The sequence below is a fragment of the Neobacillus sp. NPDC093182 genome (assembly GCF_044754045.1).
The window spans coordinates 213,773-228,896 of the sequence record NZ_JBIVOI010000002.1; the positions used below are offsets into that span (position 1 = coordinate 213,773).

The following is a 15,124-nucleotide window of genomic DNA, read 5'->3' on the forward strand; positions in this document are numbered from 1 at the left end:
AATTGGGAGAATTACACAATATAGTCCGGACAGGTCAAGGCGATACTGGCTCGACTCTGTCTGAATACAGGTATCATTCAGACAGCACCAAGCGAAACTAGCTTGACTCTGTCTGAATGCTGGTTTTATTCTGGTGGTTATCAAGAAGTCAACTTTTTACTATAGATAAGTCTAGCGTTCTACTCCAAATACAATATTGTTCTGTTTCCTCGCTTCTTTTGTTACTTTTAGCACGATCTGACTCATTTCCTTTAACTTCTCATATCGATGATCATCATTTGTTTCAATAATCTCAGCGATATTCAGGCATTCATAGACCATGTTTTTATCTTCTTGAGCAACGCTTAAGATTTCGCTCTCTTTCGTGTGACTGTCGATGAATTTTATTTCGGATATCGGTGCTGCATCCTCAAGGACGAAGGTACCCTTTTCACCATGAATTTCACATGGCATAACTGAATGTGAAATTTTGGAGCAAAGAATAGTACAGACAAAGTCTTGATACTCTAACAAAAGCGTACCGCTGCCATCAACTCCGCTTGACAGAATCACGGGATGGTAGGTAACTTTTTTCGGCTCCCCAAAAAGCCCCACTGCTAAATACAGCGGATATACTCCTAAATCAACTAGAGCACCTCCCGAAAAAGTACTAGAAAAGATATTTGGGTTCTCGCCTCTTAAAAACGCATCGTATCTAGAAGAATACTGTATATATGGAAGCATGGCACTTCTTAGATTGCCTGCCATATGAATTTTTTCCTTAAGTATTCGAAAGTTCGGAGTATGAATATTGCGAATCGCTTCGAATAAATAAACCCCGTTTTCCTCAGCTGTTTGATAGGCTTTTTCCAGTTCAGCTGGATTTGAAAAAATCGGCTTTTCACAAATAACATGCTTTTTATTTTTTAAAAAAGTAAGTGCCTGTTCGAAATGGACTGAATTAGGGGAAGCAATATAAACCACCTGAATTTCAGAGCTTTTGGCCATCTCCTCTAAATCAGAAAAATAGTGTGCTGCGTTATATGTATGGGCAAGCTCCTTTGCTTTCTCTTCTGTCCGGGAATAGACCGCCGTTAAGTTTAGTTTCCCGCTCAGCTTTGCTGCCTCGATAAAAGCTGCTGTAATCCACCCTGTTCCCACTGTTCCTAAATTAATCATATAAAATCCCCTTTCATTGCTTCTATAAGCATATATTGTAGCCTTTTTGCTTTCTTTTTGCCAATTTCACTTTAGTTGGGTACAATGGAAAAATATCAATATTTATGTTATTTATATATGTAGTATAGATGAGAGAGAGAGGTTGAATAGAGTGGACAATCTAGGTTCTAATTTTATAAAAGATGTGATGATTAAGGATTTGGAATCAGGTAAGCATGATAAAATTATCACTCGTTTCCCTCCAGAGCCAAACGGATATTTACATATTGGCCATGCAAAATCCATTATCATTAACTTTGGTTTAGCTGATGAATTTAACGGAAAAACCAATTTAAGATTTGATGACACCAATCCGTTAAAGGAAGATGTCGAATATGTAAACTCGATTAAAGAAGATGTAAAATGGCTTGGATTCGAGTGGGATAACTTATTCTTTGCTTCTGATTATTTTGAAGAAATGTACAAACGTGCGGTGCTATTAATAAAAAAAGGACTAGCATACGTGGATGACCTATCCGCTGACGAAATTCGTGAATACCGCGGCACATTGACCTCTCCTGGTAAAGAGAGCCCTTATCGCGATCGTTCAGTTGAGGAAAATCTTGATTTATTTGAGCGGATGCGCAATGGAGAATTTGCAAATGGAGAAAAGGTTCTTCGTGCGAAAATTGATATGAAGTCTCCTAATATCAATTTACGTGATCCTGTTATTTATCGAATTTCTCACGCTACCCACCATAATACTGGTGATAAGTGGTGTATTTATCCGATGTATGCTTTTGCTCATCCTCTAGAGGATGCGATTGAAGACGTAACCCATTCAATTTGTACGGTTGAGTTTGAAGACCAACGTCCACTTTATAACTGGGTAGTCGAACAATGCGAAATGGAAAGTACACCGCAGCAAATTGAATTTGGCCGTTTAAATGTGACCAACACGGTAATGAGCAAGCGTAAATTGAAGCAGCTTGTTGACGAAGGGTTTGTTGATGGCTGGGATGATCCACGGATGCCGACTATTTCCGGCATGAGACGCAAAGGATTTACCCCTGAATCCATTCGTAATTTTGTCCGCGAAACAGGTGTATCGAAAGGTTCGGGAGCTGTTGATTCACAAATGCTCGAACACTTTGTTAGAGAAGACTTAAAGTTAAAGGCACCGCGGACAATGGGAATTCTAAATCCTTTAAAAGTGGTCATCACGAATTATCCAGAAGGACAAATTGAATTACTTGATGCAGAGATTAACCCTGAGGTTCCAGAAATGGGCATGCGGAAAATCCCATTTTCTCGTGAGATTTATATTGAAAAAGACGATTTCATGGAAAATCCTCCGGCTAAATATTTCCGCCTCTTCCCTGGTAATGAAGTTCGTCTTAAACATGCTTATTTTATTAAATGTGAAGAAGTAATCAAGGATATAAACGGAGAAGTTATTGAGCTCCGCTGTACCTATGACCCGCTTACCAAAAGTGGCACTGGCTTTACTGGCCGTAAAGTAAAGGGCACCATTCATTGGGTGGAGGCAACCAATTCAGTTTCTGCAGAGTTTCGGTTATACGAACCACTGATTCTCGATAAAACAGAAGAGGGAACGGACGAGGAAGAAAAGACCTTCCTCGACAACGTAAATCCAGAATCACTTGTGGTGTTACAGGGCTTTGTAGAACCTAATATGAGAGAAAGTATGCCGCACGATAAATTTCAATTCTTTAGACATGGATACTTCAACGTAGACCCTAAACATACAACCGTTGATAAGCTGGTCTTTAACCGAATCGTATCTTTAAAAAGTTCCTTTAAGATATAGAAAAAATAGAACCAAGCACGTATGCTTGGTTCTATTTTTATGGTTTTGCAGTAGATGGGACTTCTAGAATGATCCTTGTTCCTTTACCCGGTGAAGAGTTAATCGTAAGTTCTCCTCCTACAGCCCGTGCGCGTTCATCCATACTAAATAGACCCACACCACGGGATTGGGAATTTAATTCAAATCCTTTCCCTTTGTCCTCAATCATTACTCTAACAACTTCATCCATTTCTCTTATTGTGACAGCTGCATCGGAAACCTCCGCATACTTGCGAATATTGGTTAATGCTTCTTGAATAATACGATAAATGGTTAGTTCAATACTGATGTCTAAGCGGCGATTTAATACACACTCAAAATAAACATCGATATGATAGTTTTCTGAAAAACGGGACAGAAAAGAACGGATCGCAGGAACAAGTCCAAGATCATCTAATACTGAAGGTCTCAGTTCCCAAGAAATATCCCGGATTTCCTCTATTAGTTGAGTTGCTTCGTTCTGCATTTGCCAAAGCAGAGGATGATCCATTTCAGAAAGCAGGCGATTGATGGTAATGAGGTGACTATATAAATTCTGCCCGATTCCGTCATGTAAATTTCGGGATAAGCGCTTTCGTTCTTCTTCCTGAACATCGATGATCGTGGTCATCATTTTCTGTAATTCCTGCTCAACCCGCTTTCGTTCGGTAATTTCATAGCGGATTGCTAAATATTGATATGGTTTTCCCTTATCATTCATAAACGGAACAATGGTCGTATCGACCCAGTAAAATGTTCCATCTTTTGCACGGTTGCGTATTTCGCCCTTCCATACCTTCCCAGAGCCAATGGTTTTCCACATTTCTTTAAAAAAACTGTTCGGGTGGTATCCGGAATTCAAAATTCGGTGATCCTGGCCCAGAAGTTCTTCTTTTGGATACTTGGAGATTTGGCTAAATTGTTCATTAACATATGTAATCGTACCCCTTGAATCTGTAATCGCCACAATCGAAGATTCATCAAGGGCAAACTTTATATCGATTAATTCCTGCATTGATTTTTTTAATTCTAACTCAAGGTTTGCAAACTCACTCTGCTGCTGGTCTCTGTCCATACATATCCCCCTCCTAACCTATATTCTGGTTTTGTAATATCTGCTCTAATACCAAGGCAGCATCCTGAACCATTTCTTGGTCGTCCTCGGAGAATGTATATTTTTCCCTTCTTCCTACTAGCAGCACACCTTTTGGTGACGAATTAAAAAATATCGGCACTGCATAGCAGGAAACAAGTTTCTCAGCAAGCATAATAGGATGATCTGTTACCTTTCCATAAATACCGTTTGGGAAGTCAATCAACATCATAGGACTGCCGCTCGAAATAATTTTCCCAGCAACCCCTTTTCCAAACCGGACGGTGATTCTTTTATATTTATCATTTAAATTGCCTGAAGCATAATGCCACCTTACATCAGGTCCGACCTCATTTTGAAGTGCTAAAGCGACAAATTCGCAGCCTATCCTTTTCATTAATGCTTCACAGACTTCATTTACCTGTGACATACCCATAAGCTCGGTCATCCTAGAAATAACCTCTTAAATTCCATAACCCAATAACCCCTTTTTAACAGCGAATTCTACCAATTCTGGTCTGGTTTTCATCTGAAGTTTCTCCATTAGATTCCCTTTATGAGTTTCAACCGTTTTTACACTAATCACTAACTGTTCAGCAATTTCCTTATTGGAATATCCTTTTGCAATAAGTGTAAGGACCTCTTTTTCTCGATCTGATAATAGATTATAGGTGTCATTGCTGCCATGTTTAAGGCTGCCTAGGTATTCTTCCATTAATCGCTTCGTTGCAGCAGGATGGAGGTAGGCATTTCCATTGGCAACGGATTCAATTGCGGACATTAACTCATCATGTGGAGCACTTTTTAAAATACAGCCAGACGCTCCAGCCTGAACCGCTCGGAATAAGTATTCCTCATCATCATGCATTGTTAGAATAAGGATATTAACTTCAGGCATTTGCTTTTTTAGTTCTCCGGTCGCTGATAATCCATCTTTTCCATGAGGCATACTTAAATCCATTACAACAACATTCGGTTTAAGCTTTAACGCTTTTTTGATTCCTTCATTTCCTTCAGAAGCTTCCCCGATTACTTCCATCTCAGGATTTGTATTTAATAACATCTTTAAGCCGCTTCTTACCACAGCATGGTCATCAACTAATAAGATTTTGATCAAATGGTAACTCCCCTTTACTCCCTAAATAGGAAGCGATATTTCAATAGACGTACCTTCTCCTATTGTAGAGGAAATTTCACACTGTCCGCCAGTTAGAAGCATTCTCTCCTTCATTGTAGCAATTCCTAGTGAATAAGGGTTCTTTTCTAGATCTTCTTTTTGAAAGCCTTTGCCAAAATCAAAGATAGATATTTTTAATTCACTGTTACTCCAGGTCAAATCCATCTTAATATTCGATGTATCAGCATATTTTGCAATGTTTGCAAGTGCTTCCTGACAAACTCGAAACACTGCAATACTATTTTGTTCTAGTATATGCTTTTCTTCTCCGGTAGAGGTTAAGTCAACTAAAATTCCAAACGTAGATGTATAAACCTTAATATAGCTCTTAATGGCAGGAAGTAATCCAAGAGTAGTGAGGGCAGGAGGGTACAGTTCAACGGAAAGTAATCGAATTTCCTGCATTGTCTTTTCGATCAGCTGAGTCATTTCATGAAGATAATTTTTATAATAAGCTTCATTTATTCCGGAATCAACTAATTTTAAACCCGTTAGAATGCTGAATAAGTTTTGTCCTACACCTTCATGCAGTTCTAAGGAAATTCTCTTAATTTCCTCCTCCTGGGCTTGAATGATATAGGAACTAATTTGATTTCTTGACGCAGAGTATTCCATTACTTTCCCTCCTTTACCCTAGTCATACTAAACTAAACTAAATTATTCTAATTGTATAAGTTAATCCGCTCTCAGTGTCGGATGCAGAAAACAACGTTTCTGATTGAGCGAAATCACCGGCAAGCGGAACAGCTATAAAATTGTATTTATCAAAATAGAAGCGAATATGAGTACGGTCCGGACAGTACTCCATTCTTTCTATTTTTTTATTTATTGCTGGTGCTTGATCCCCGCCCTGTTGGTCATGTACCGTGATTTCAACAGAAGACCCGGCAAATTGTCGCAGTTCCTCTAGATTAATGGGTTCCACAGCTATTACACCCTCTCTTTACGGGGTAGATAAACATTTTATAGCCTTGAAGATATTCCCAAAACTTATCGCCTGCATTTTCTTCAAGGAAAAGGATTGTTTCTTCCTCTGAATTCCAATCACTCATCCCTTTTACCTCGGCAATTACTAATTCTGCCCCATCAATGGTCTTTTCCTCTAGGTACCAATTCAAACGTTTCTTCCCAAATGTCTCTTTTAATATTTGTTCAATTTCATTGGAAAATCCTCCTGATTGTCCTCGCATAAAACAAAAATCAAGATACGTTTCACTAGTCATTAACATTCACACCTTTTTTATAGATGAGAAACGCGAGTGGAAATAATATGAGATTCATAATTCCAGCCACAATGGTATTTACATAGTTCTGATAAAAATATTGATGAACCATATATTGTGTAACAATTATATTCAGCATTAACACAGCAAGAAGGAGGGCAACAGGAAGGTAACTACGCTTCATATCGTTTCACCCCCATGGCATAAACTGCGCCGTTTTCAACCTTCACATAGATTTCTGGCAGTGGACGTCTAGGCGGCCCCGCAGTCGGTGCTCCTGTTTCAACATCAAATTTTCCGTGATGGCAAGGGCAAAGCAAATCGCCTTCTTCCTTTTGCCAGAACACTGGGCAGCGGAGATGTGTACAGGCATTTTGATAGGCAACATATTTATTTTCGGATAGTCTAATTAAAATCGCACTATCATGCTCACCAGGGAAATGAAAATCAACCGCATCACCAACAGGAATCGATTTTACGTCGACAATTTTTTGTTTTGGATATTTCTTATCTCCTAAACCAATGAGTTCTTTTGCGGCAACTGCTCCCCATGGAAGTGAGGAAACAGCGAAGACCCCAGCTGCCCCTACTAATGTTTTCATAAACCCGCGGCGGTCCAGTTTTCTTTCATTGTTGCGGTTTATATTATGTGTATAGTTATCTTCATTGAACGGGATTTTATTATTTTTGTCTGTCATCGTTAATCCCTCCTAAAACAATTTCGTGACGCCCTGCAGGATACCAGGGAGATTCACTCTAACATTTGTTTCGCCTTCTAAATAAGGCATACTTGTAACCCACTTACCATTATCTAAATTAAATTGTTTTTGCTTTGCTTCAATTTCTTCATCTGTTAACCACTGTAATGTATTTGATGGACATACACTCGCACACATTGGAGGGATTCCGTCCTTTGTGCGGTCAATACAAAGGTCGCACTTGTACATCAAATTTTGTTCTGTATCAAACTTCGGAATACCGTATGGACATGCAATTGTACAGTTTTGACAGCCAATGCACTTTTCCACAAGAGCCGAAAGGACGGCTCCTGTTTCATGGATTTGAATTGCTTGCGCCGGACAGCTTCTCGCACATGCTGGATTCACACAGTGAAGGCACATAAGAGGCATCGTCTGACGGTTAACAAGCGGGTTAACATCGTAGACATAGTTACGGTTGCGCTCCTCGTGACCGCCACACTGGGTACATGCTGCCAAACAGGAGCGGCACCCTATACAGTTTTCAAGTTCTAAATAAAGCCTCTTTTTCATTTACTGCACCTTCTTTAGTTCTAGTTTTTCGATCTGTGCTGCACATGCTTTGAATTCCGGCATCCGTGACATTGGATCAAGGGCTCCAATTGTTAATAGATTAATAGATTGATCATGACCGAAATGGTAAGGCACAAATACCGTATCTTTACGGATCGCCTCCGTGATTTTCACTTTATATTCCGCTTCTCCTCTGCGAGTATAGAGGCGGACAAATTCTTCATGGTTAATGTTATATTTTTCAGCTGTCTCTGGGTGTACTTCTACGTATGGCTCAGGACACATATCGCGTAAGAAATTGATTCTTCTGGTTTGGTTCCCAGATAAATAGTGATAAACTACACGTCCTGTTGTTAAGCGTAATGGATATTCTTCATCTGGCTCTTCAGCTGGCGGACGGTATGGAAGTGCACAAATTTTTGCCTTTCCATCTGGATGGTAGAATTTTTTATCTAGGAACATATGTGGTGTCCCAGGGTCGTTCTCATCTTTACATGGCCAGAATACACCGTCTTGTTTTTCAATTTTATCCCAAGTAATTCCGTAGTAATCTGCATAGCCGCCTTTTGAAGCTAAGCGGAATTCATCGCCAACATCCTTAGCTGTTTTTAAATGGGAGAAGTATTTTCCTCTGCCAAGACGTTCACATAATTCAACATGAATTTGCCAATCTGGTTTAGATTCACCAAGCGGCTCTTGTGCCTTGTTAATTTTTATACAACGTCCTTCAAGATTTGTAACCGTTCCTTCATCCTCAGACCATGTAGTGGTTGGAAGAATTACATCTGCAAATTCTGCAGATTCAGATAGGTAAAAATCAGAACAAACCATGAAATCTAGATTTTTTAACTGTTCACGTACGTAATTTAAATTTGGAGCAGAAACAGCTGGATTTGAGCACAATAAGTACAATCCACGGATGACTTTTTGCTCCATTAACCCAAACATTTCATAAGCGGAAACGCCCTCTTTCGGCATTTCTTCAGGTTCGATCCCCCACACCTTGGCTACCGCCTTCACGTGTTCAGGATTAGCAATTTTACGGTACCCTGGAAGTGCGTCAGCCTTTTGACCATGTTCACGTCCGCCTTGACCATTACCCTGCCCTGTAAAAGTAGCAACCCCTGCTTTAGGACGGCCAATTTTCCCAGTCACCAACGCCATATTTGTATAACCAGAAACATTGTCTACACCTTTCACCTGCTGCTCAATTCCACGGGCAAACATGACGATGGCATTTGGTGCTTTTCCGTAAATTTCAGCAGCACGAATAATCTTCTCTGGAGCAACCCCAGTAAGTTCACTTGTATATTCTGGTGTGAATTCTTTCACTAATTCTTTTGTTTCTTCAAAACCGTTTGTATGGTTGTTAACAAATTCATCATCTACATGACCATTTTGAATCAAGAGATTTAAGATTCCGTTTGCAAGCGCAAGGTCTGTACCCGGTCTTAAATCTAAGTGTACATCCGCTCTTCTCGCAATTGGCGTTTCCCGAGGATCAGCGACAATTAAATAACCGCCGCGTTCTTGAACAGCCCATACACGGAACATGGATGTAGGATGACACTCTGCTGTATTGCTTCCAGCAATGAACAAGCAATCTGTTTCATGAAGATCAGTCCATGGAAGTGTAGATCCCCTGTCAACTCCAAACGATCTCATAAATCCACCAGCTGCACTTGCCATACAAAAGCGGCCATTGTAATCAATGTAACGTGTTTGTAAACCAACACGTGCAAACTTTCCTGTTAAATAACATTTTTCATTCGTCATAGATACACCGCTATAAACACTCAGTGAATCTTTACCATAATCACGTTGAAGCTGCTGGAAATTTTTCACGATTAAATCATATGCTTCATCCCATGTTGCTTCACGGAAGCCTTCCTTTGTTCCTTTAAGGGAAGCATCATCCCTGATTAACGGTTTTAATATACGATCATCATGGTTGGTCTGCTGGTAAGCTGTAACCCCTTTTGGGCACATCTTTCCGACTGTTACAGGCCAGTCATAACGAGGTTCAACCCCAATAATTTTATTTGTTTTTGTATTTACACGTAAATTCATCCCGCATTGCATACCACAGTAACTACAATGTGTTTTAACAAGCGTTTCATTCGGATGACGGACATTTTCGATTTCTTTAAAAAACTTATCCCTTTGCATTTTGGTTAGCCTCCTTGACCTGAACGAAGTGCGTTGCGATCCCAGAGAATCTAGAAATTCTGTATTTTCTTCGGCATGGAAGGCACAATTCAGCTAGGTTAAAGCCATCCTGCATATTGAATTCCATATCATTTACGCCAAGTACATTTATTACATCATTCGATTGTTCCACCGATACGAAATGATCGCCGCAGACTTTACATTCTTTCACAGCCTGTTCGCCGTAGTGTTCACGATAGTTTCTCGCAAAGACACTAACTGGGCGGAAGGGAATATGCGCAAGTTTTCCGAATGGCAGATATATGAGCGTTACGATAACTGAAAACTGGTGAATCAATGACATTTGCGGCTGCATCCAGCCATGTAAAAATACATTTTGAACGGTTAATAAAAGTCCAGTAATGGAGATAAATAACAATAAATAGAGTGGCAGGAAGTCGTAGATGAACTTTTGTTCTGCTCTTGCCTGCATGTTTTTTAAGCGGCGGTGTAAAGCCATACATACCCCAGCTGTTACCATAATAGCTGCAATATTTAATGCATTATAGGAGAACCAGGCAATGATTCCATCAGCTTTTACTTCCATTAAGTTCATCCCCATCAAAACGATGGTATAGGTGCCGTTTTCACTCATCGTGAAGTACATCCAGCCAAACACAAGCGGGAAAGTAACCAAACATGCAAGTAAACAGCCCCAGCCAATTAAAATGTGCTGCACCCAGCGGTACAAGCCGCGGTTTTTAATAAAGTCATAGATGGCGAGATGATTAACCGCCGTTTTAGGGGTACTTTTTCTTTTTAAAAGCTTTAACCCTTTTTTGATGAAAATTTTAGTTGGCGGTCTTTCGCCCCATGCGATAAATCGGTAGAAGAATCCTCCGATGAAAACAATCGTTCCTACCATATATCCGTACAAATTTAAATCAACATGGGTGAACATTCTGGTTGCAATAAAAGATAGAATGACGATAGCGGATACCGATAAAAACATTGATTTGGCAAATTTAGACGCAAACGCATTGTCGATCGAGCGTCCTGTCTTTTTATTAATTGACGTATTAGTCTGCATTCGAGCTCCTCCTAAAAAAAATAACACTAACGAGTTTTCTTACTCTTATTGTAAGAAAATCGTTAGTGTTATCTATATAGGGGAACTCCCCCATCTGTCGGGGAAAAAACCCTTAGAATTTTTAATTTAGACAAAGATTTGTCACACTTTATTTCCTCGATATTTTTTCCAATAGGAATAAAGCAGCAACAGTAAAAAGATGCTAACTTGCAAAGAGAAAAGAAGGGCGTCCCAAAAAGCAAGGCTGGTTGGTGCCTGTCCAAAACCGGGCAGCAGCTGTTTTCCTGCATGAATTACTTCTGGAATATAGAAAATGAAATATAAGGCTATGCTTATAGCAATACCAATAAAATAGAAAATTGCATAAATAGTAATTGTCTTTCTTTCGTTTAAAAGGCCAATTTCCTCACTTGCTTTTGGCTTAAGGAAAGATAATTGCTTTCTAATAGTTTGTTGCGCATTTTCCATTAGGTTGTAGCAGCCTGTTACATTCTCAAAGACAAAATATAAATCTGTTTTTAAATAAAAACAGCATTGATAAATCATCCGTAAAACAATATCGAATACAGCCAGTGTCATTAACCCACTAAAAAATTCTTGTCCAGATGGTAATATAAACTGGCTAATAAGGGCGATAAAAAGAATAACATTGTCAAAGCAAAGTCCTGCTAAGAAAAGAACATTCCTATCTTTTGGAGCTAATTTCCAAACCGAAGACAGATCAGTTTCAAGGACAACAAAAAACAAGCGATGACCAACTTCCAGTTTCGTCGGAAGATTGTAAGTTCTCATGGCCAAAATATGTCCAAATTCATGAACTAGGACCAGTAAAAAAGTAAAAGACATCCATAAAAGAACATTTATTACCATAATATCTACAACAAATATGTCTTCATGATGGGGAATTAATGAAGGAAAAGTAACAAAAAGAATAATGTTTAGTAGGAAAAACGTGATATAAAGAGGGTAAGTAAACTTATTAAAAAATAATTTTCCTGCTTTTGGTGAAATCCATAAAAAGCCTAGGCTATCCTTTTGCCTTTTTTGTTTTTCTACCTTTATGCCATCAACTTGATCAACCAATTCGATTTCTAAAAGCTGTGCTGCAAAATCAAGAAGGTCTACTTCCTCTTGGGGGAATTTTCCCTTTACAATCCTTTCAATATCCCCTAACCGCTCCCCTTGATTAATCAACTCGATTGCCACAATACAAACCTCTGGCATTTCATAAAATTCGCCTGAAATTTTATCCTCAACAATATAATGTTTTTTATCCTTGCGAATCTCAACTGGAACAATTGATAGCCTCGAATGAAGTGCTATGTTCATCTAAACCACCATACCTAACTATAATTTTATCCAAAAGAAAGGATGCTTAGCTTACGCTAGCATCCCGCTCTTTATGGTCTAACTCCTATCCAAGGGCACCACCAGCAAGTTGTTTTAATTCTCTTAAGTTTACGGATTTTCATGACCCCACCTCCTTAAGTAATTCCCATTTTTTAGTCCATGGATACGTCTTATGAAATTTGACCCATTCTGGGTAGACCTTCTTGAATTCTTCAACTAGCAAAGGATCAAATTGCGAGCCTTGTCCGTCAATGATACGTCTGTATGCTTCTTCAACCGGCATTGCTTCCCGGTATGAACGTGAAGACGTCATGGCATCAAAGGCGTCAGCAATAGCAGAAATTCTGGCAAGCAGAGGTATTTCTTCACCCTTTAATTGCTCAGGATAACCTTTTCCGTCCCACCGTTCATGGTGAGAACGAATAACACAAATACTATCCTTAATACCATCAACGTTCTTAACTGCTTCAGCCCCAACAACTGGATGAGTCTTGATAATATCAAATTCCTCATTAGTAAGTTTTTCAGGTTTCATTAGGATTTGATCAGGTATATTAACCTTACCAATGTCATGAAGTAAACAAGCATAATAAAAAGATTTTTGCTGTTCTTTTGAGAGATTACCAATTTCTTTTCCTAACAACAAGGCATAGTTGGCTACACGTTCACTATGGCCTCTTGTATAGGGATCTTTTAGTTCCAGTGTTGCAATAACGCCTTTTACAATTCCCTCTAACTGGTTATCATATGAAGTGCTTATAGCCCTAACATAGCCTTGGAAGCGAACTAATAAAAAATAGGACATTATAGAAGAAATAGCGAGTAAAATAATAGGCATAATAACATACGATGTATTCAATATAAAACCAATAATAACGTATTTGGCCGCAACTGCCAGACTTACTAGCCAGAAGTATTTTGAATTTAGAAAAAGAGGTAAAGATAATATTAAAAATACTTCTACAACATTTCCACTAAAATAGGACTCAGTTCTACCATAATACGTTAATAAATCAACTAAAAAGGATGAGAAGATATAACTGATAAAAAATACATATTTAATCAAAGATTGCTTATTTACCTTGTTTAAGTATATGGAGACTGGAATTACTATCAGTAATACTATATAAGTCAGATACCAAAAAACACTTGGGAAGCCACTTTCCTTATGTGTAATAAATTCAGGTACAAGATAATAGTAGAAAATGTCATACCCGATCAAAATAATATATGAAATTAAAAGGAACCATTTAACTGTTTGTTTTTCTTCATGTGGTATCATACTACCCTCCAATGCTTCTAAAAACATTTACATCCTACGGTATTTTGCCTCAAGTATGGACGATAACAATTTAGGGCAATAACCTATTTGTTCATTTAGATATTTTTACAATATACAAATAATGCTTTATTCTTACATTATATCTCATAGGTTATAGCGTTGTAATATATTACAAAGATGATTTTTGTATAATTATAGAATTATTTTTTTCCATTATTTCTGTATTACAGGCAAAATCAATGTAACCTTTGTACCCTTATCTAACTTATTTTCAAATTGTATCTTACCATTATGATCGCTTATAATTTGATTTGTTACCATTAACCCAAGTCCAGTTCCATCCCTCTTAGTAGTAAAAAAGGGTTCACCTAAATTGAGAATGTTCTCTTCATCAATTCCGTATCCCTCATCATCAACAGAGATATACATCTTCTTACCTTCTAAAACTCTTACATTTACCTTTATTTTTCCACCATCAGGCATTGATTCAATTGCATTTTTCAAGAGATTTATAAAGACTTGCTTTAGCTGGTGAGAATCACATTCTAAAGGAGGCAAAGGTCCTTCAAGTATCGTTTCTATCGTAACTCCTTGTTTCTCAGCTTGTTGTTGAGTAATTGAAAGAGTATAAGCTATTATTTCTTCCATATTAGCCTTAGCAAATTTTATCTCTTTTGGTTTTCCAAGGTACATCAAATCATTAACTATAGAATTAATCCTATCTATTTCTTGAATCATTATTGGATAATAGTCATTTGTATTTGGATATCTCTCCTGTTGCAGCTGCGTAAACCCCTTTAGTGAAGAAAGGGGATTGCGTATTTCATGACCAATACCTGCTGCCATTTGTCCAATTACTGCCAGTTTCTCCTTTTTTCGAAGCTCTAAATGAACTGAGGTTAATGAATCAATATATGATATAAAACGTGTTAATAAAAAATACGCGATTACAGATAGAACAAAAAAAGTAATTATTGGAAGTACTACATTGGATTCTTGCAAGATGCTTCCAATAATTGTGTATTTTCCAATCATTGTTAAAGCGGCAGTCCAAAAATACTTTTTATTCACAAAGATTGGTGAAAAAAATAAAAATAACAATTCAACAATATTTCCCGACCCATAGTCTTTATCAGTACCAACATAAATAAGCAGACTATTTATCATCTCGATAAATGCAAAACTAAAGAGGAAAATATATTTTACAATATAGGGATTACCTCTCTTTATAAAAAATATCGCAATGGGTAGAAGTCCAATAACAGCTATATGAAACCAAAAACCTAAACCGTTATTTTCTAATCCAACCATGCCCTCTTTCGTATATATTGGGACAATATAGTAATGGAAAATATCATATGAAAAGAAAAAAATGTAAAAAAGTGCTATAAAAAACTTTACTGTTTTTGTTTCTTCAAAAATTAATTTAGGATTCTTGGTTGATTCTTTCATTTTTGTAACTCCCTTAGATACACATTAAAAAAATGATTCAAATTATCTCCTA

At 38.0% G+C, this 15,124-nt stretch carries 16 protein-coding genes; 1 reads left to right on the top strand and 15 read right to left on the bottom strand.

Going from position 1 to position 15,124, the window contains the following annotated elements; all coding sequences use genetic code 11:
- Positions 1-171 precede the first annotated feature (171 nt).
- On the bottom strand, positions 172-1,155 hold the full coding sequence (locus ACIQAA_RS05645) for a Gfo/Idh/MocA family protein (protein WP_402617086.1): 984 nt from the start codon (positions 1,153-1,155) through the stop codon (positions 172-174).
- A 154-nt stretch (positions 1,156-1,309) separates the two neighbouring features.
- Here ACIQAA_RS05645 and ACIQAA_RS05650 point away from each other — a divergent pair, with 154 nt between their 5' ends.
- Positions 1,310-2,968 carry a glutamine--tRNA ligase/YqeY domain fusion protein gene (locus ACIQAA_RS05650; RefSeq protein ID WP_402616121.1) on the top strand — a complete coding sequence of 553 codons (1,659 nt, stop codon included), beginning with the start codon at positions 1,310-1,312 and terminating at the stop codon, positions 2,966-2,968.
- A 37-nt stretch (positions 2,969-3,005) separates the two neighbouring features.
- Here the strand turns inward: ACIQAA_RS05650 and ACIQAA_RS05655 are convergent, their stop codons facing one another.
- The 14 genes from ACIQAA_RS05655 to ACIQAA_RS05720 all read right to left on the bottom strand — a co-directional run bounded on the left by ACIQAA_RS05655 (position 3,006) and on the right by ACIQAA_RS05720 (position 15,072).
- On the bottom strand, positions 3,006-4,061 hold the full coding sequence (locus ACIQAA_RS05655) for a sensor histidine kinase (protein WP_402616124.1): 1,056 nt from the start codon (positions 4,059-4,061) through the stop codon (positions 3,006-3,008).
- Positions 4,062-4,074: 13 nt separating this feature from the next.
- Positions 4,075-4,527: a GAF domain-containing protein gene (locus ACIQAA_RS05660; protein ID WP_402616127.1), complete on the bottom strand. Its 453-nt coding sequence runs from the start codon at positions 4,525-4,527 to the stop codon at positions 4,075-4,077.
- A 15-nt stretch (positions 4,528-4,542) separates the two neighbouring features.
- Positions 4,543-5,196, bottom strand: a complete 654-nt coding sequence (locus tag ACIQAA_RS05665) for a response regulator (RefSeq protein ID WP_402616130.1) — start codon at positions 5,194-5,196, stop codon at positions 4,543-4,545.
- Between the two features lie 21 nt (positions 5,197-5,217).
- Positions 5,218-5,871, bottom strand: coding sequence for a sensor histidine kinase (locus ACIQAA_RS05670; protein ID WP_402616133.1), 654 nt, complete (start codon positions 5,869-5,871; stop codon positions 5,218-5,220).
- 37 nt (positions 5,872-5,908) lie between these two features.
- On the bottom strand, positions 5,909-6,181 hold the full coding sequence (locus ACIQAA_RS05675; protein ID WP_402616136.1) for a hypothetical protein: 273 nt from the start codon (positions 6,179-6,181) through the stop codon (positions 5,909-5,911).
- Positions 6,168-6,479 (bottom strand): hypothetical protein, encoded by a 312-nt coding sequence (locus ACIQAA_RS05680; protein WP_402616138.1) that lies wholly within the window; start codon positions 6,477-6,479, stop codon positions 6,168-6,170. The genes ACIQAA_RS05675 and ACIQAA_RS05680 overlap by 14 nt, the downstream gene beginning before the upstream one ends.
- The gene (locus ACIQAA_RS05685; protein WP_402616141.1) at positions 6,472-6,663 is read right to left on the bottom strand and encodes a hypothetical protein; all 192 of its coding nucleotides are present in this window, start codon (positions 6,661-6,663) and stop codon (positions 6,472-6,474) included. Before ACIQAA_RS05685 ends, ACIQAA_RS05680 begins: the two co-directional genes overlap by 8 nt.
- Positions 6,653-7,177, bottom strand: coding sequence for a QcrA and Rieske domain-containing protein (locus tag ACIQAA_RS05690; RefSeq protein ID WP_402616144.1), 525 nt, complete (start codon positions 7,175-7,177; stop codon positions 6,653-6,655). Before ACIQAA_RS05690 ends, ACIQAA_RS05685 begins: the two co-directional genes overlap by 11 nt.
- Before the next feature lie 12 nt (positions 7,178-7,189).
- A complete protein-coding gene (locus ACIQAA_RS05695; protein WP_063253156.1) occupies positions 7,190-7,750 on the bottom strand; it encodes a 4Fe-4S dicluster domain-containing protein in 561 nt (186 codons plus the stop codon).
- Positions 7,751-9,919, bottom strand: coding sequence for a molybdopterin oxidoreductase family protein (locus tag ACIQAA_RS05700; protein ID WP_402616148.1), 2,169 nt, complete (start codon positions 9,917-9,919; stop codon positions 7,751-7,753).
- Positions 9,906-10,988 (bottom strand): hypothetical protein, encoded by a 1,083-nt coding sequence (locus ACIQAA_RS05705; protein WP_402616151.1) that lies wholly within the window; start codon positions 10,986-10,988, stop codon positions 9,906-9,908. Before ACIQAA_RS05705 ends, ACIQAA_RS05700 begins: the two co-directional genes overlap by 14 nt.
- Positions 10,989-11,129: 141 nt before the next feature.
- The gene (locus ACIQAA_RS05710; protein WP_402616154.1) at positions 11,130-12,317 is read right to left on the bottom strand and encodes a hypothetical protein; all 1,188 of its coding nucleotides are present in this window, start codon (positions 12,315-12,317) and stop codon (positions 11,130-11,132) included.
- Between the two features lie 139 nt (positions 12,318-12,456).
- Positions 12,457-13,620, bottom strand: coding sequence for an HD-GYP domain-containing protein (locus ACIQAA_RS05715; RefSeq protein ID WP_402616157.1), 1,164 nt, complete (start codon positions 13,618-13,620; stop codon positions 12,457-12,459).
- Positions 13,621-13,833: 213 nt separating this feature from the next.
- Positions 13,834-15,072, bottom strand: coding sequence for an ATP-binding protein (locus ACIQAA_RS05720; protein ID WP_402616159.1), 1,239 nt, complete (start codon positions 15,070-15,072; stop codon positions 13,834-13,836).
- Between the last annotated feature and the right edge of the window lie 52 nt (positions 15,073-15,124).

Coding starts and splice junctions, on each gene's coding strand:
- ACIQAA_RS05655 (WP_402616124.1), bottom strand. CDS start 4,061: ATGGACAGAGACCAGCAGCAGAGTGAGTTTGCAAACCTTGAGTTAGAA.
- ACIQAA_RS05660 (WP_402616127.1), bottom strand. CDS start 4,527: ATGACCGAGCTTATGGGTATGTCACAGGTAAATGAAGTCTGTGAAGCA.
- ACIQAA_RS05670 (WP_402616133.1), bottom strand. CDS start 5,871: ATGGAATACTCTGCGTCAAGAAATCAAATTAGTTCCTATATCATTCAA.
- ACIQAA_RS05680 (WP_402616138.1), bottom strand. CDS start 6,479: ATGACTAGTGAAACGTATCTTGATTTTTGTTTTATGCGAGGACAATCA.
- ACIQAA_RS05685 (WP_402616141.1), bottom strand. CDS start 6,663: ATGAAGCGTAGTTACCTTCCTGTTGCCCTCCTTCTTGCTGTGTTAATG.
- ACIQAA_RS05690 (WP_402616144.1), bottom strand. CDS start 7,177: ATGACAGACAAAAATAATAAAATCCCGTTCAATGAAGATAACTATACA.
- ACIQAA_RS05695 (WP_063253156.1), bottom strand. CDS start 7,750: ATGAAAAAGAGGCTTTATTTAGAACTTGAAAACTGTATAGGGTGCCGC.
- ACIQAA_RS05700 (WP_402616148.1), bottom strand. CDS start 9,919: ATGCAAAGGGATAAGTTTTTTAAAGAAATCGAAAATGTCCGTCATCCG.
- ACIQAA_RS05705 (WP_402616151.1), bottom strand. CDS start 10,988: ATGCAGACTAATACGTCAATTAATAAAAAGACAGGACGCTCGATCGAC.
- ACIQAA_RS05710 (WP_402616154.1), bottom strand. CDS start 12,317: ATGAACATAGCACTTCATTCGAGGCTATCAATTGTTCCAGTTGAGATT.
- ACIQAA_RS05715 (WP_402616157.1), bottom strand. CDS start 13,620: ATGATACCACATGAAGAAAAACAAACAGTTAAATGGTTCCTTTTAATT.
- ACIQAA_RS05720 (WP_402616159.1), bottom strand. CDS start 15,072: ATGAAAGAATCAACCAAGAATCCTAAATTAATTTTTGAAGAAACAAAA.